The sequence below is a fragment of the Lentzea cavernae genome, assembly GCF_014653695.1.
GTDB classification, from domain to species: Bacteria; Actinomycetota; Actinomycetes; order Mycobacteriales; family Pseudonocardiaceae; genus Lentzea; species Lentzea cavernae.
Map to the genome: position 1 here is coordinate 155652 of NZ_BNAR01000007.1, position 16492 is coordinate 172143.

Annotated in this window: 11 protein-coding genes; 6 read left to right on the top strand and 5 right to left on the bottom strand. The window is 69.2% G+C overall.

The genetic code is table 11. The features are described from left to right. Nucleotides 1-40 precede the first annotated feature (40 nt). The 4 genes from glgX to IE307_RS23710 all read left to right on the top strand — a co-directional run bounded on the left by glgX (nucleotide 41) and on the right by IE307_RS23710 (nucleotide 4538). The gene (glgX, locus tag IE307_RS23695; protein WP_191301173.1) at nucleotides 41-2155 is read left to right on the top strand and encodes a glycogen debranching protein GlgX; all 2115 of its coding nucleotides are present in this window, start codon (nucleotides 41-43) and stop codon (nucleotides 2153-2155) included. Nucleotides 2156-2396: 241 nt separating this feature from the next. After that, the gene (locus IE307_RS23700) at nucleotides 2397-2984 is read left to right on the top strand and encodes a cysteine dioxygenase (protein ID WP_191301175.1); all 588 of its coding nucleotides are present in this window, start codon (nucleotides 2397-2399) and stop codon (nucleotides 2982-2984) included. Further along, nucleotides 2981-3370 carry a rhodanese-like domain-containing protein gene (locus IE307_RS23705; protein ID WP_191301177.1) on the top strand — a complete coding sequence of 130 codons (390 nt, stop codon included), beginning with the start codon at nucleotides 2981-2983 and terminating at the stop codon, nucleotides 3368-3370. Before IE307_RS23700 ends, IE307_RS23705 begins: the two co-directional genes overlap by 4 nt. Before the next feature lie 46 nt (nucleotides 3371-3416). Then, the gene (locus tag IE307_RS23710; RefSeq protein ID WP_191301179.1) at nucleotides 3417-4538 is read left to right on the top strand and encodes a tetratricopeptide repeat protein; all 1122 of its coding nucleotides are present in this window, start codon (nucleotides 3417-3419) and stop codon (nucleotides 4536-4538) included. Between the two features lie 94 nt (nucleotides 4539-4632). Here the strand turns inward: IE307_RS23710 and IE307_RS23715 are convergent, their stop codons facing one another. The 4 genes from IE307_RS23715 to IE307_RS46920 all read right to left on the bottom strand — a co-directional run bounded on the left by IE307_RS23715 (nucleotide 4633) and on the right by IE307_RS46920 (nucleotide 11111). After that, nucleotides 4633-5175 carry a hypothetical protein gene (locus tag IE307_RS23715; RefSeq protein ID WP_191301182.1) on the bottom strand — a complete coding sequence of 181 codons (543 nt, stop codon included), beginning with the start codon at nucleotides 5173-5175 and terminating at the stop codon, nucleotides 4633-4635. A gap of 300 nt (nucleotides 5176-5475) precedes the next feature. Next, nucleotides 5476-8064: an alpha-glucan family phosphorylase gene (gene glgP, locus IE307_RS23720; protein ID WP_191301184.1), complete on the bottom strand. Its 2589-nt coding sequence runs from the start codon at nucleotides 8062-8064 to the stop codon at nucleotides 5476-5478. A 104-nt stretch (nucleotides 8065-8168) separates the two neighbouring features. After that, nucleotides 8169-9464 carry a serine/threonine-protein kinase gene (locus tag IE307_RS46915; protein ID WP_308436394.1) on the bottom strand — a complete coding sequence of 432 codons (1296 nt, stop codon included), beginning with the start codon at nucleotides 9462-9464 and terminating at the stop codon, nucleotides 8169-8171. Between the two features lie 63 nt (nucleotides 9465-9527). After that, on the bottom strand, nucleotides 9528-11111 hold the full coding sequence (locus tag IE307_RS46920; RefSeq protein ID WP_229905011.1) for a serine/threonine-protein kinase: 1584 nt from the start codon (nucleotides 11109-11111) through the stop codon (nucleotides 9528-9530). A 240-nt stretch (nucleotides 11112-11351) separates the two neighbouring features. Here IE307_RS46920 and IE307_RS23735 point away from each other — a divergent pair, with 240 nt between their 5' ends. Beyond that, nucleotides 11352-13328, top strand: a complete 1977-nt coding sequence (locus IE307_RS23735; RefSeq protein WP_191301186.1) for an alpha-1,4-glucan--maltose-1-phosphate maltosyltransferase — start codon at nucleotides 11352-11354, stop codon at nucleotides 13326-13328. A gap of 41 nt (nucleotides 13329-13369) precedes the next feature. Next, on the top strand, nucleotides 13370-15172 hold the full coding sequence (gene treS, locus IE307_RS23740) for a maltose alpha-D-glucosyltransferase (RefSeq protein ID WP_191301188.1): 1803 nt from the start codon (nucleotides 13370-13372) through the stop codon (nucleotides 15170-15172). A 51-nt stretch (nucleotides 15173-15223) separates the two neighbouring features. On the opposite strand, the gene IE307_RS23745 is transcribed toward treS, so the two are convergent. After that, nucleotides 15224-16492: an RNA-guided endonuclease InsQ/TnpB family protein gene (locus IE307_RS23745; RefSeq protein ID WP_229905012.1), complete on the bottom strand. Its 1269-nt coding sequence runs from the start codon at nucleotides 16490-16492 to the stop codon at nucleotides 15224-15226.

A 16492-nucleotide genomic window follows, 5' to 3' on the forward strand; every position in this document is an offset into this window, starting at 1 on the left:
TCTCGAGTTCTTTGTCGGTGCCGGATGCCAAGATCGGGGTATGGCTACGCGACCCGAGTCCGAGGTGCTGGCAGGCCGACCGTTCCCGCTGGGGGCGCACGCCGAGGCCGGCGGTGTCCGCTTCGCGGTGACGTCCCACGTCGCCGACGCGGTCGAGGTCTGCCTCGTCGACGACGACGGAGCCGAGAAACGGGTCGAGCTGACCGAGCGGACGTTCGGCGTCTGGCACGGGCTCGTGCCGGGGGTCACGCCGGGGCAGCGGTACGGGTTCCGCGTCCACGGGCCGTACGACGCGGGGCGCGGGCTGCGGTGCAACCCGGCGAAGCTGCTGGTCGACCCGTACGCGCGGCAGGTCGTGGGCGGGATCACGAACCTGGAGGCGGCGCTCGGGTACGTCGGCGACCCGATGCACGGGCCGCCGTCCGCGGTCGACTCGCTGGGCAGCGTCCCCCTGTCGGTCGTGAGCTCGCCGGGCGGCGCGGACACGGGCGTGAAGCCCGAGGTGCCGTTCGAGGAGGCGGTCGTCTACGAGATGCACGTCAGGGGCTTCACGAAGAAGCACCCGGAGATCCCGGAGAAGCTGCGCGGCACCTACCTCGGCCTCGCGCACCCGGCGGCGATCGAGCACCTCGCGCGGCTCGGCGTCACCACTGTCGAACTGCTGCCCGTGCAGGCGTTCCAGGACGAGCCGTCGCTGATCAGCAGGGGTGCGAGCAACTACTGGGGCTACTCGCCGCTCGGGTACTGCGCGCCGCACGCGGCCTACGCGAGCGAGCCCGGCAACGAGATCCAGGAGTTCCGCACGATGGTCGCGGCGCTGCACGCGGCGAACATCGAGGTGCTGATCGACGTCGTCTACAACCACACGTGCGAGGGCGGTCCGGACGGGCCGACGATCAGCTTCCGCGGCTACGACGCGCCGGGGTACTACCTGCACGCCGGTGGCGGCAGCACGGTCGACATCACGGGCTGCGGCAACACGCTGGACGCCGGGTCGCCGCAGGTCGTGCGCCTGGTCACGGACTCGCTGCGGTACTGGGCCGCCGAGATGGGCGTCGACGGGTTCCGGTTCGACCTCGCCTCGACCATGGGCAGGCCCGGCGGCGGGTTCTTCGACCGCGACTCTGCGCTGCTCACGGCCATCACGACGGACCCGGTGCTGTGCCGGTCCAAGCTGATCGCCGAACCGTGGGACGCGACGGGCGACGGCTACCGTGTCGGCGACTTCGGCGTGCAGTGGGCGGAGTGGAACGGCCGTTACCGCGACACTGTCAGGGACTTCTGGCGCGGCCACACGTCCGTGCGCGATCTCGCGTACCGGCTGTCCGGGTCGAGCGACCTGTACGCGGACGACCTGCGCCGACCGTGGCAGTCGATCAACTTCATCACCGCGCACGACGGGTTCACGCTGCGCGACCTGGTGTCCTACAACGGCAAGCACAACGAGGAGAACGGCGAGGACAACCGCGACGGCACGAACGACAACCGTTCGTGGAACTGCGGCGCCGAGGGTGAGACGTCCGATCCCGAGGTTCTCACGCTGAGGGCAAAGCAGGCGCGGAACCTGCTCGCGACGCTGCTGCTGTCCACCGGCACGCCGATGATGACGGCGGGCGACGAGATGTGGCGCACCCAGGGCGGCAACAACAACGCGTACTGCCTCGACAACGACGTGTCGTGGGTCGACTGGACGACGACGGACGCGGGCGAGGCGCTGCTGGGGTTCACGCAGCGGCTGATCGACCTGCGCGCGTCGTCCCCGGCGTTGCGGCAGCCCGAGTTCTTCGAGGGCCGCACGACGCCCAGCGGCAACCCGGACCTGGTGTGGTTCCGGCCGGACGGGCAGGAGATGGCCGAGACCGACTGGTTCGACGAGGGCCGCCGCACGCTCGGCATGTTCGTCGACGGCTCGAACTGCCTCTCGCGCACGCGCGACGGTGAGCTCGTGTCGGACGACTCGTGGCTGATGCTGATGCACGCAGGTGCGGATGCCATCAGCGTGACGCTGCCGCACGAGCGGTACGGGCCGTCGTACGAACCGTTCCTGGACACGACGACGGCCGACGGCTCCCCCGCGAACCCCGGTTCGCTGGCGCCCAGGGAGAAGGTGGCGATGGCGGCGCGCTCGTTGCTCCTGCTGCGCATTCCGCGCTGAACCCCTTGCGGCTACTTGACTCTGTGTCCGACGTTCTTCCGCCAAATGGACGCTCTAGCCACACTCAGAGTGCGTCTGGCACCATCACGGACGTGGTCGTCTACTGCTGGACAGACCGCACGATCGATCTCGTTCTCGTGGCGTCGTGCGGGTGTAGCTCGACGCGACGCACGCGCTGACAGCGCCCTGCGTCGCGTCTTGATCGCTACCCCGTACCGACGCGGCCATCAGGAGCGAGTGCGTGACCTCGACGTATGCAGATCATGATCAATTCGACCTCCACCCGGTGCTGGACAGCCAGCTGCTGCGGGACGTGATCCACCCGTCCCGCGACCTCTGGACCCCGCGCGAGCTGCGCGACCTGACCTCGTTCGTGGCGAGCGAGCTGACCACCGGCCTGCTGCAGATCCTCGACTACTCGACCGAACGCCGCTGGTGGGCGCGCCTGGGGCTGACCGAGGGCGTCGAGCTGTGGCTGCTGTCGTGGCTGCCCGGCCAGGGCACCGAGCCGCACGACCACGGCGGTTCGGCCGGGTCGTTCACGGTGCTCAAGGGCGCGCTGCAGGAGGACTACCGCTACCCCGCCGGGCCGATCCGGTCGGCGGTGCGGGGCACCGGGGAGGCGCTGGGCTTCGGTTCCGGGCGGGCACACCAGGTGCTGAACCCGTTCGACGCGCCGGCCGCGACCGTGCACGCCTACTCGCCGCCGCTCGTGCCGACGCGCGAGTACGCGTCGTTGCACGACATCCCCGACTCGATCCCGCCTCTGCCCGCGCAACGCCTGCCCCTGTCGCAACTGCGCCAGCTGGCCGACCTGGAGGGCCCGTGAGCAAGCTCGACACCATCCTCGACGAGGCCCGGTCGCACCTCAAGCGGCTGGAACCGCACGAGGTGCTCGCGCTCGAGGACGTGCTCGTCGTGGACATCCGGCCCGCCCACAACCGGCTGGCCGAGGGCGAGATCGAGAACTCCGTCGTGGTCGAGCGGATCGTGCTCGAGTGGCGGCTCGACCCCGAAGGCGACTGGCGGTTGCCGGGCTTCACCGCGGACACGACCGTCGTCGTGGTGTGCAACGAGGGCTATTCGTCGTCGCTCGCGGCGCGGGACCTGCAGCGGGTCGGGCTGCCGAACGCGACGGACCTCGTCGGCGGGTACCGCGGCTGGCGCGCCGCCGGGCTGCCGATCCGCGAGGGCGGCTCGCAGCCCGTCGTCTGACCGTCCGGCCCTGGAACCGCCGTCACGCCGGTAACGTCTGGTGATCGTGACGATTGTGCGCTGGGTCGTGACGGCACTCGTGGTGGCCGGCACGATCGCCTGGACCTTGTCCGAGTTCTACCTGGGCCTGGCCGGAGCGCTGGTCGGCCTGCTCGTGGAACTGACCGCGGCCCAGGCGGGCCTGGCGCTCGGCGCCGTCCTGTTCGGACTCCGGATCACACACGTGATCATCGGCCTCAGCGGCGAGCTCAAGTCGTGGACCAGGGCGCACCAGCGGGTGGTCCTGCGCCGCTTCCCCGTGCTCGCCACGGTCGGGCTCACCGGGCTCAAGCCGGGCGTGCGGCGGCGGACCGTCCTGACCGGAGCGTTCGCGATCGTCTTCTGCGCGGCGATCGCGGCGCTGACGTGGCTCGCGACCGGGTCCTCGTTCGGCAAGGGGATGGCGCTCGCCGCCACCGCCTGCCTCCTGCTGCAGCTCGTGCCGAGGGACGGGGCCGGCAACACCAGCCTCGGCTGGTTCGTGTTCACGCTGCCGAAGATGACGGGGCGCCCGCTCGCCGAACTGGAGGCGCGGCCCGGCGTGCTCGCCGGCATGGACGCCTACCAGCGCGGTGACCTCGACGAGGCCGAGCGGATCTACGCCGAACTCGTGCGGGAGCATCCCGATCTGCTCACCGTGGTCGGGCTCAAGGTCGTGACGTCCTGCGCGCGCGAGCGGTACCTCGACGCGCTGCAGACGGTGATCGGCCTGAGCAGCCGCGAGGACCTGAGCAGGCGTGACCTGGCGTTCGTCATGGCCACCACCGCCGGGGTCGCCGTGCTGGCGGTCGAGGCGGGCCAGTTCCCGGCGGAGGCCGGGCTGGGAACCGCGCGCGGCATGTTCGACAACGCCTACGAGGCCGGATATCCGAAGCACCGCGCGCACGGGACGCTGGCGATCATGGCGTTGATCGAGGGCGACAACGCCAAGGCCCGGCAACTCGCGGGCTACTCAGCTGAGTCGAGCGAGAACGCGCAGGGCCGTGCCGACGACCTGATCACCATCGCGCGCGCGTGGATGGCGGACGGTGACAACGCGAAAGCCCGTGAATTCGTGGCCGAGGCGCACGAACTCGCGGGCTGGAGCCCGCGGGTGGCAGCTACCCGTGCCCGCCTGGAAATCAGCTGACCCCCAGGAATTCGACGTCATTCCGCAGTGAACGGACCAGGGAAAGGGCCCGTCACCTGGATTGGTGACGGGCCCTTTCCCACCCCGCGTCGAATCAGTTCTTCTCGACCGGCAACGGCAGCCCGGGCAGCGTGGGCAGGCCACCGGGAGGTGCCGGGAGGCCGCACTTGCTCAACAGGTCGGTGACGGTCTTCAGCAGTGTGGTCAGCAGGCCCGTGACCTTGCCGACGTCGGGTAGCGCTCCGCCGGCGGCGCCCAGGACCGTGCCGCCGAGGCCCGCGATGGTCGAGATCAGGTTCAGCACGACCGGCAGGCACTGGTCGACCGGGCCGGTGTACTCCGCCGCCCTCACCGGCAGCGGCACGGGCGCGCTCACGGGTAGTGCAGGTAGACAGCCTGAGCTCTGCATCGCTGTCACGAGGTTGAGCATGTCGCCGATCAGCGGTGTCACCGCGCCCACGTTGGGCAGGGGCAGGAGACTGCTGATGGTCTTCGTGAGCTTTCCGGCGAGGTCCTGGACGAGACCGGCGCAGGCGGCTGGGAGTTCTGGCGCGGCGGGCGACGCACTGGCAGCCGGGATGGTCGAGGCGGTGAACAGAGCAGCGACGAGCGAGAGTGCGGTAATCGTTTTCTTCACGGCTACCTTCTTCCTCAATGCGCAATTCACTGGGACCGCGCCGGAAATTCCTTCAGCGAATTCAGGAGCGGTTCATTCCATGCCATGGAGCGTAAGCCCGCTCACTGGCCCCTACCAGCGGAGATCACGAATTCACCCACTCGAAAAAGTGGTCATTCGTTTGAGGGAAGGGAGGTGAGGGGTACAGGCCTGCGGCAGGTCACCAGCAGTGAACGGGCAACAAGGAAGACGAACACATCAGGGCATCCAGTTCGCTGTTCGAAGGCGAACCGGATGCCCTGTGTCGATCTCGTGAAACGGTCAACCAGCCAGAACGACCCTGCCGAGTTCGGCGGGAGTCGCCAGCAGGCCGTGGCGCGGCAGCACGCGCACGGTGTAGCCGAGCGCACCGGCGTGCGGCAGCGGCACCTCGGCCTCGTAGTTGCCGTTGCCCGCGTAGCTCATGGGCGAGGACACGATGTCCTTCAGCTCGTCGGAGTCGTGCGACACCTTGCCGAGCACGACCTGGACGTCCACTTCGGACGGCTCCAGCCCGGCCAGCTCGACCCGCGCCCGCACGATGACCGGCGCTCCGAGCACCGGCACCGAGGAACCGCTGATCACCAGGTCGCTGTCGAGCACCCGCACCCGCGTCCACGACGCGCGCAGCCGGTGCCGGTACGAGGAGAGCTCCTTGGCACCCCGGTAGCCCTCACCGATGACGTTCTGCGCGGACGCGGCGGCCGGCGCGTAGTACGTCTCGACGTACTCGCGGACCATGCGCGAGGCCTGCACGACCGGGCCGAGCGAGGCCAGGGTGTGCCGGACCATCGACATCCAGCGGGTCGGCACGCCGTCCTCGCCGCGGTCGTAGAACAGCGGCGCGACCTGCTGGCCGAGCAGCTCGTACAGCGCGTTCGCCTCCAGGTCGTCGCGGCGGACCGGGTCGTTGACGCCGTCGGCGGTCGGGATGGCCCAGCCGTTCGAGCCGTCGTACAGCTCGTCCCACCAACCGTCTCGAATGGACAGGTTGAGGCCGCCGTTGAGAGCCGCCTTCATGCCGGACGTGCCGCACGCCTCGAGGGGACGCATCGGGTTGTTCAGCCACACGTCGCAGCCCCAGTACAGGTACCGGGCCATGGACATGTCGTAGTCCGGCAGGAACACGATCCGGTGCCTCACGCCCGCCTCGTCGGCGTAGCGCACGATCTGCTGGATCAGCGCCTTGCCGCCGTCATCGGCCGGGTGCGACTTGCCCGCCACGACGAGCTGCACGGGCCGTTCGGGGTGCAGCAGCAGCGAACGCAGCCGCTCGGGGTCACGCAGCATCAGCGTGAGGCGCTTGTACGTCGGCACGCGCCGTGCGAAGCCCACAGTCAGCACGTCGGGGTCGAAGACCGAGTCGGTCCAGCCCAGCTCCAGCGCCGACGCGCCGCGCTGCAGCCACGACTCGCGCACGCGGCGGCGCACTTCGTCGACCAGCCGGCCGCGCAACGTCGACCGCAGCTCCCACAGCCCGGCGTCGGTGACCGGCTCGAAGGAGCCGATGCCGAACCCGGAACTCGTCTGGGTGTCCGCTTCGGACGCTCCGAGCAGCTTGCTCATCTCGGCCGCCGCCCACGTCGGGCCGTGCACGCCGTTGGTGACCGAACCGATCGGCACCTCGGTGCCGTCGAAGTTCGGCCAGAGGCCGCGGAACATGTCCCGGCTGACCTCACCGTGCAGTTTGGACACACCGTTCGCGCGCTGGGCGAGCCGCAGGCCCATGTGGGCCATGTTGAACATGCCGGGGTTGTCCTCGGCGCCCAGCGCGAGGATGCGCTGGGTGTTCACGCCCGGCACCAGGTTCTCGGCGCCGAAGTAATGCTGGACCAGGTCGACGGGGAACCTGTCGATGCCGGCGGGCACGGGCGTGTGCGTCGTGAACACCGCACCGGCGCGTGAGGCCGTGAGCGCCTGGTCGAAGTCGAGACCGTCGTTGGTGATGTACTCGCGGATCCGCTCGAGGCCGAGGAAGCCCGCGTGGCCCTCGTTGGTGTGGAACACCTCGGGCTGGGCGTGGCCGGTGAGCTCGCAGAACGTCCTGACGGCGCGGACACCGCCGATGCCGGCGAGGATCTCCTGGCGGATGCGGTGGTTCTGGTCGCCGCCGTAGAGCCGGTCGGTGACGCCGCGCAGGTCCTCGTCGTTCTGCTCCACGTCCGAGTCGAGCAGCAGCAACGGGATGCGCCCGACCTGCGCCTTCCAGATCTTCGCGCGCAGCATCCGGTCGCCCGGCATGGCCACGTGCACGAGCAGCGGCAGCCCGGACGGCTCGGTCAGCAACTCGAGCGGCAGCCCGCGCGGGTCGAGCGTCGGGTAGTGCTCGATCTGCCAGCCGTCGAGCGACAGCGACTGCCGGAAGTACCCGGACCGGTAGAGGAGGCCGACCGCGATGAGGGGAACGCCCAGGTCGGAGGCCGCCTTGAGGTGGTCGCCGGCCAGAATCCCGAGGCCGCCCGAGTAGTTCGGCAGCGCCTCGTGCACGCCGAACTCCATCGAGAAGTACGCGACGCTCGTGGGCAGCGGTGTGTCGGGCGCACCGTGCTCACGGCGCTGGGTGATCTCGTCCTGCCGGCGCTGGTACCAGCGCGGACCCTGCACGTACCGCTCCAGGTCGCTCGCGAGCGCGCGGAGCTTGAGCAGGAACTGCTCGTCCCTCGCGAGGTGTTCCAGCTTCCCCGCGTCCACGACGGAGAGCAGGCGCAACGGGTCGCCACCGACCTCGGACCAGACGCGGGGGTCGATCGAGGCGAAGAGGTCCTGCGTGGGCGGGTGCCACGTCCAGCGCAGGTTGGTGGCGAGCGTGCTCAACGCGGACAAGGGCTCCGGCAGGCTGGCTCGCACGGTGAACCGTCGAAGTGCTCGCATGACGAGCGAACTTACCTGCCACCCCTGAGGGGCTGACAACGTTCCCGGTCAGACCTGCAACGACTTGCAGAACCGGTCAAGACGGAGAAGGGCCGTGAGCAGCCTCAACCGCTCACTTCACGAGCGCTCGTGATGAGCAGCCCGCCGTCGCGGACCATCAGGTCGAGCCGGTGGCGCACGATCGAGACGTCGTGCTCGGCCGCCCCCGCCTCGCGCAGCGTCAGGTCGAGCTCGACGGCGTGGCGCTCGTCCTGCGCGGTGCTGCTGACCACGGGTTCACCGTAGATCGCGACGACCTCGTACCGCTCCCAGAACCGGTCGTCGTCCCCCTCGGCCGGCCGGAACTCCGGCGCCCAGTCCTGCCGCGCGCCGGCCGGGTCGTGCGGCAGCTTGGCGAAGTGCTGCTTGATGAAGGCGTCCACATCGGTGGTGGTGAACGCCGCGGGCTGTGAGGTCGTGCTCTGCCCTGCCGAGCCGTCGCCGGTGGGGGTGGTGGCCTGGTTGCGGTCCAGCACGAACGAGGTGGTCACGACGGCGGCGGTGAACACCACCGCCGCGACGGCCGCGGCGACCAGGACACCTCGGCGGCGGCCCCCGGTGCCGGAGAGGGCGGCCAGCTCCGCAGCGACCTCGGCGGCGGCCGGCCTGCCCGCGGGCTCGATCGCGAGCAGCCTGGTCAGCAGCGGCGTGAGGGACCCCGACCGGATGGGCGGCACGACCTGGCCGGTCGAGATCTTGTAGAGCAGGCCGAAGTCGTTCTCGGTCCGGCCGAACGGCGGCTGCCCCTCGGTCATCGCGTAGAGCGTCGCCCCGAGCGAGAACATGTCCGCCGCGGGATTCGGTTCGGCGCCGCGGGCCAGCTCGGGTGCGAGGTAGGCGAGCGTGCCCGACAACGCGCCCGTCCGGGTGACCGACACGTCGCCCGCCGACCGGGAGATCCCGAAGTCCGTGATCTTGACGGCGCCGTTGTGCCCGATCAGGACGTTGCCGGGCTTGATGTCCCGGTGGACGATCCCCGCCTCGTGGGCGGCGGCGAGCGCGTCCGCGACCTGCGCGCCGATCCGCGCGGCCTCCTCGACCGGCAGCGTGCCCCGCTCCTTGAGCACCGCCGACAGGCTGAGGGACGGCAGGTACTCCATGACCAGGCACGGCCGGCCGTCCTCGACCACGACGTCGAAGACCCCGATGGCGTTCGGGTGCTGCAGCCGGGCGGCGATCCTGCCCTCGCGCATCGCCCTCTGGCAGGCCACCTCGACCTGCTCCGGCGGCAGGTCGGGCAGCAGGAGCTGCTTGATGGCGACCTCGCGCTCCAGCAGCCCGTCGCGGGCGCGCCACACGACGCCCATCGCGCCGCTGCCGAGGCGTTCGAGCAGTGCGTACCGATCGGCGACTGTCTGCACGGCTGGGGAGGCTACTGGCAGCGAGGGCGCCGGAGGGAAGTTTCCGGGGGTTTCGAAACCCCGTCAGCCCCTCTGCTCGTTCGTGATCAGCGGCTTGTCGCCCTTGCCCGAGATCTTGAGCGAGTGCTCCTCGACCGAGGCCTTGTCGGTCTCCTTGTCGGTCAGCTCCAGCGCCGTCGTGACGGTGAAGGTGCCGTCCTCGTTCGCCTCGACGACCGGGTTCCCCTTCACCGCGACCTTGGAGTACTTGCCCCAGAACTCCTTCTCCTCGGCCGAACTGGGCGCCCGGTCCGGGTCCCAGTCGCCGCGGGCGGCGTCGACGTTCGCCGGCAGCTTCGCGTAGTGCTGCTTCACGAAGGTCGTGATCTGGGCCGTCGTGAACTTGGTGGCCGGGGGCTTCGTCGTGGTCGTCGGGGCCGGCTTGGACGACGGCGTCTGCTTCTCGGTCGTCTTCGTCGGGGGGTTCGTGGTCGGCTTGTCGTAGGTGGGCTCCGGGGTGTCCGAAGTGGTCGTCGTGGACGGGCCGGGGTCCGCCCCGGTCGAGTTGTCGCCGTAGTTCGAGTAGATCGCGTAGGCGACGCCGGAGATCAGGAGGACGCCGAGGATCGCGGCCGCGACGGCGAGCCCCCGGTTGCTCTTCTTCGGCTCCGGTTCGGGCTCGTAGTCGTCGTAGCCCTCGTCGTAGGTCGAGGGCAGCGGTGCGGGCGGACGGGTGCGCGGCGGCTGCTGGGGCGGCATGGTGCGCGGCGGCGGGCCCTGCATCGTGCCGGCCGCGCCCATCACGGCGGTGCCCGTCGGCGGGGTCATCGGGCGCGGCGGGATCACGCGGGTCGCGGGAACGGGCTGGCCGGCGGCGATCGCCTTCAGCTCCTCCGCGGCCTGCGCGGCGGTCGGGCGCTGGGACGGCTCGTTCGCCAGCAGCCTCGTCAGCAGGCCGGTGAGCGGGCCCGAGCGCATCGGCGGGCGCGTCTCGCCGCGCGCGACCTTGTAGAGCAGCCCGAGGTCGTTCGTGCTCTTGCCGAACGGCGGCTCGCCCTCGGTCATCGCGTAGATCGTCGCGCCGAGCGAGAACACGTCCGAGGGCGGCGCGGGCTCGGCACCGCGGGCCAGCTCCGGCGCCAGGTACGCGGGCGTGCCCGCCAGCATGCCGGTCTTGGTCACGGCCACATCGCCCAAAGCGCGCGAAATGCCGAAGTCGGTGATCTTCACCGTCCCGTCGCGTCCAATGAGGACGTTGCCGGGCTTGATGTCGCGGTGCACGATCCCGGCGCTGTGGGCGGCGGCCAGCGCCCCGGCGGCCAGCGAACCGATCCGCGCGGCCTCCTGGGGAGGCATCGGCCCGCGCTCCAGGATCGAGGAGAGGTTGCGGGACGGCAAATACTCCATGACGAGACAGGGTTTGCCGTCCTCGACCACGACGTCGTACACGGCGATCGCGTTCGGGTGTTGCAGGCGGGCCGCGATGCGACCTTCACGCATGGCGCGCTGCACGGCCTCGTGGAACTCGTTCGACTCAACGTCGTTGAGAAGCAGCTGCTTGACCGCCACGTCACGGTGCAGGAACTCGTCGCGTGCGCGCCACACGACACCCATCGCACCGGCGCCGAGCTGATCGAGCAGGACGTAGCGACCGCCAAGCTTGTTCACGCGCGCACGGTACCCGTAGCGCACGCGTAACACGGTGAGTTGTACGGGAAGAGTGCAATCAAGTGGCCACCATGCATTGGGAACGTGGCCGAGAGACCCTGGACACGATCAGCAGTTGAGGTGTGCGATCGAGCCAGGCGGGGTACGGATCAGGATGGGGAACCCGCTGTCAGACGGCTTGATCGAGCAAGGCAGGATTTGACGCATCAACGCGAAGCGACACGGCGAAGGGCGCTGCCGATGAGCGGACGGCTCGGTATCGACGACGTGACCCCGGTGGTGTCGGCTGGCAGATATCCAGCCAAAGCCGTTGTGGGGGAACACATTCCGGTTCAGGCCACGGTGTGGCGCGAGGGACACGACCAACTCGCGGCGACAGTCACGTGGCGTGGACCGAACGACCGAGTCGCCCGGCAGACGCGGATGCACGAGGTCGGAGTCGGCCTCGACAGGTGGGGCGCGACCGTGGTTCCGGACGCCGAGGGCGCCTGGACCTTCCGGATCGATGCGTGGAGTGACCCCTGGGGCACCTGGAACCACGCCGTTGAGGTGAAGATCGCGGCGGGACAGGGTGCCGGTGATCTCGCAAACGATCTTGAAATCGGTGCCCGGCTACTCGATCGGGTGGGAAAGCGACCCGATAGGCGACAAGAGCGAGCACTTCTCATGTCCGCCGCCACGGCACTGCGCGACGTGGACCGGCCGCTGGCCGAACGAGTCGCGCCCGCCCTGGCCGCCGACGTGCAGAAGGTGATGTTCGAGCACCCCGTGCGCGAGCTGATCACCAAGGGCAAGACCCACAAGATCTGGTGCGACCGCAAGAAGGCGGCGTACGGCTCCTGGTACGAGTTCTTCCCGCGCAGCACGGGCGGGATCGACGAGACCGGCCAGGCCGTGCACGGCACGTTCGCCACGGCGACCAAGGAGCTCGACCGGGTCGCGGCGATGGGCTTCGACGTCGTCTACTTCCCGCCGATCCACCCCATCGGCCGGGTCAACCGCAAGGGCCCCAACAACACGCTCGTCGCGACGCCCGAGGACACGGGGTCACCGTGGGCCATCGGCGCGGACGAGGGCGGGCACGACGCGATCCACCCGCAGCTCGGCACGATCGAGGACTTCGACGCGCTCGTCGCGCGGGCCAAGGACCTCGGGCTGGAAGTGGCGCTCGACTTCGCGCTGCAGTGCGCGCCCGATCACCCGTGGGTGCTCAAGCACCCGGAGTGGTTCACGACGCAGCCCGACGGCACGATCATGTACGCCGAGAACCCGCCCAAGAAGTACCAGGACATCTACCCGATCAACTTCGACCTCGACCCGCAGGGCCTCTACCACGAGGTGTTGCGCGTGGTGCTCTTCTGGGCCGAGCACGGGGTGCGGATCTTCCGGGTCGACAACCCCCACACCAAGCCGCCGGACTTCTGGCAGTGGCTGATCTGGAAGGTGAAGGAGGTCTACCCGGACACGCTGTTCCTGGCGGAGGCCTTCACCCGCCCGGCTCGGCTCTACGGTCTGGCCAAGCTCGGCTTCACCCAGTCCTACACGTACTTCACGTGGCGGACGGGCAAGCAGGAGCTGATCGAGTTCGGCGAGGACGTCCGCGACCACTGGGACGAGGCGCGACCGAACCTCTTCGTGAACACGCCGGACATCCTGCACGAGTCGCTGCAGCACGGCGGCCCCGGCATGTTCGGGCTCCGCGCGGCGCTCGCGGCCACCCTCTCCCCCACGTGGGGCGTGTACAGCGGCTACGAGCTGTTCGAGTACGAGGCCGTGAAGCCCGGTAGCGAGGAGTACCTCAACTCCGAGAAGTACCAGCTGCGGCCACGCGACTACGCCCGTGCACTGGCGGACGGGCGCAGCCTCGAGCCGTGGCTGCGCAAGCTCAACCACATCCGCAAGGCGCACCCGGCGCTGCAGCAGATGCGCACGCTGCAGTTCCAGAGCATCGAGAACGACGCGTTGGTCGCGTTCTCCAAGCGCGATCCGGAGACCGGCGACACGGTCGTGGTCGTCGTCAGCCTCGACCCGCACAACGCGCAGGAGGGGACGTTGTACCTCGACCTGCCGGAGCTCGGGTTCGACTGGCACGAGCGCGTGATCGCGCACGACGAGGTCACCGGTGAGACGTGGGACTGGGGACAGGCGAACTACATCCGCCTCGAACCGTGGCGTGCCACCGCGCACGTCGTCAGCCTGCAGCGCCGTTTTTCCTAGGGCAACGCCCAACCGCACAACCCCCGACGAGGTGGGAACCCATGGACGACTCCCGTCCCGACGCTGAGCTCGGGCTGGACGGTGTTCCGCACACCGGTGAAGCCATCAACGACGACGGCATGCTGGTCGAGCCGCAGGCCGAGGACTTCAGGTCAGCGAAGCAGGCCAAGCCGAACCCGGACTGGTACAAGGGCGCCGTCTTCTACGAGGTCCTGGTCCGGGCCTTCAGCGACTCCAACGGCGACGGCACGGGCGACCTCAGGGGTCTCGCCTCCCGCCTCGACTACCTGGAGTGGCTCGGCGTCGACTGCCTCTGGCTGCCGCCGTTCTACGCCTCGCCGTTGCGCGACGGCGGGTACGACATCAGCGACTTCCGGGCGGTGCTGCCGGAGTTCGGCACGGTCGACGACTTCGTCTACCTGCTGGAAGAAGCGCACCGGCGCGGGATCCGGGTGATCACCGACCTGGTGCTCAACCACACCTCCGACGCGCACCCGTGGTTCCAGGAGTCGAGGCAGAACCCGGACGGCCCGTACGGCGACTACTACGTGTGGAGCGACGACGACTCGCGCTACAGCGACGCGCGGATCATCTTCGTCGACACGGAGTCGTCGAACTGGACCTACGACCCGGTGCGCGGGCAGTTCTTCTGGCACCGCTTCTTCAGCCACCAGCCGGACCTCAACTACGAGAACCCGGACGTGCAGGAGGCGATGCTCGACACGCTGCGCTTCTGGCTCGACCTCGGCATCGACGGGTTCCGCCTCGACGCCGTGCCCTACCTCTTCGAGGAGGAGGGCACGATCTGCGAGAACCTGCCGCGCACGCACGAGTTCCTCAAGAAGTGCCGCAAGGTCGTCGACGACGAGTTCCCCGGCCGCGTGCTGCTCGCCGAGGCCAACCAGTGGCCCTCGGACGTGGTCGAGTACTTCGGTGACCAGGCCGTCGGCGGCGACGAGTGCCACATGGCGTTCCACTTCCCGTTGATGCCGCGCATCTTCATGGCGGTGCGGCGCGAGTCGCGGTTCCCGATCTCGGAGATCCTCGCGCAGACGCCGGCGATCCCCGAGAACGCCCAGTGGGGCATCTTCCTGCGCAACCACGACGAGCTCACCCTCGAGATGGTCAGCGACGAAGAGCGCGACTACATGTACTCCGAGTACGCCAAGGACCCGCGGATGAAGGCGAACATCGGCATCCGCCGACGGCTCGCCCCGCTGCTGGAGAACGACCGCAACCAGCACGAACTGTTCACCGCACTGCTGCTGTCCCTGCCCGGATCGCCCGTTCTGTACTACGGCGACGAAATCGGCATGGGCGACAACATCTGGCTGCAGGACCGCGACGCCGTCCGCACGCCCATGCAGTGGACGCCCGACCGCAACGCCGGTTTCTCGTCGTGCGACCCCGGGCGGATCTACCTGCCGGTGATCATGGACCCGGTCTACGGCTACCAGGGCCTGAACGTCGAGGCCCAGCTCAACAGCTCGACGTCGCTGCTCAACTGGACGCGGCACATGATCGAGGTGCGCAAGCAGCACCACGCGTTCGCCGAGGGCGACTTCACCGAGCTCGGCGGCTCGAACCCGAGCGTGCTCGCCTACAAGCGGCAGTGGAAGCGCCCGGACGGCCGCGAGGACATCGTGCTCTGCGTGAACAACCTGTCCCGCTTCCCGCAACCCGTCGAGCTGGACCTCTCCGAGCACCGCGACCACACGCCGCTGGAGCTCACCGGAGGTGTCAAATTCCCCGCGATCGGGGAACTCCCCTACCTGCTGACCCTTCCGGGTCACGGTTTCTACTGGTTCCAGCTGGTAGAGGCGAACGACAGCGAGATGAGTTGACTTCCCCCGCCACGAGGACGGGGTTCCCGCCCGCCTTGCGGCGGGTAGTCCCTACGGACTGCGCCTCACAGCGCGGGCTTCCTGTTTCACTGCCGATCGCGGAAAGGAGGATCCTTGCCGTCTGACATCAGCTCCGCAGGCTTCACCCGAGTCGCCTCGGGCTACGACTCGACCAGCCGCAAGGATGTTCTTCGCCGCGTTCAGATCCCGGTCGTGCCGGGTGCGGCAGTCCGGACACGTCCAGTGCCGGGTGGAGAGCTCCAGCTCAGCGAGCCGAAACCCGCAGTTCGAGCACGTCTTGCTGGACGGGTGCCACCGGTCGATCACGACCAGTCTCCGACCGGAGCGGGCGCACTTGTACTCCAGCTGACGGCGGAACTCACCCCATCCCGCGTCGGAGATGGCGCGGGCGAGACCGCGATTGCGGACCATGTTCCGCACCGAGAGGTCCTCGATCGCGATCAGGTCCGCCGAACGCACGAGACGTGTGGTGGTGCGGTGCAGGAAGTCCGCGCGCGCATGACGAACCTCGCGGTGCGCACGAGCGACCTTGACCTTGGCCTTGCGGCGGTTGAGGCTGCCTGGCCGGCAACGGGCCAGCCTGCGCTGGTAGCGGGCGAGACTTCGCGCTTTGCGGGCCAAGTGCGCCGGATTGGCGACACGCTCCCCGTCGCTGGTCACCAGGAAGCTGGTCAACCCGAGGTCCACGCCGACGGCGCGGCCGGTGGGATCCGCCGGCACGACTGTGGCGGCGTCCACGGTGAACGTCACGTACCAGCGGCCGTCCGGATCACGGGAGACCACGACCATCGTGGGGTCCAGCGAGGTGAGGTTCACGTCGAAGGACCAGACGAAACGAAGCGGCGAGTTGGTCCTGGCCAGTGTCAGCACTCCGTCACGCATCCGGAAGGCCGAGCGCGTGTAGTGCGCGCTCTGGCGTCCGACGCGCGACTTGAACCTCGGGTGACGGGTGCGTCCGGCGAAGAAGTTCACGAACGCGGTGTGCTGGTGGCGAAGAGTCTGCTGCAAGGGCACAGAGGACACTTCCGACAGGAACGCGAGTTCCCGGGTGCGCTTCCATCCCGTCAGAGCGCGATCCGCGTCCCTGTACGAGGTGCGCGCCCCCTCGGCTCGGTAGCGCGATTGACGCTCGCTCAGAGTCTTGTTCCACACCAGACGTACACACCCGAAAACACGGTTCAGGACGGCGGCTTGACCAGGAGCCGGGTACGCCCGGCACTTGTACGCCGTCCGCATGCGACACAACGTACCGGGAGCACAATGGTGTGGAAGGTGATGGGCCGGTGGACGGCGAGGCAT

Coding starts and splice junctions, on each gene's coding strand:
- glgX (WP_191301173.1), top strand. CDS start 41: ATGGCTACGCGACCCGAGTCCGAGGTGCTGGCAGGCCGACCGTTCCCG.
- glgP (WP_191301184.1), bottom strand. CDS start 8,064: ATGCGAGCACTTCGACGGTTCACCGTGCGAGCCAGCCTGCCGGAGCCC.
- IE307_RS23735 (WP_191301186.1), top strand. CDS start 11,352: ATGAGCGGACGGCTCGGTATCGACGACGTGACCCCGGTGGTGTCGGCT.
- treS (WP_191301188.1), top strand. CDS start 13,370: ATGGACGACTCCCGTCCCGACGCTGAGCTCGGGCTGGACGGTGTTCCG.
- IE307_RS23745 (WP_229905012.1), bottom strand. CDS start 16,492: ATGCCTCGCCGTCCACCGGCCCATCACCTTCCACACCATTGTGCTCCC.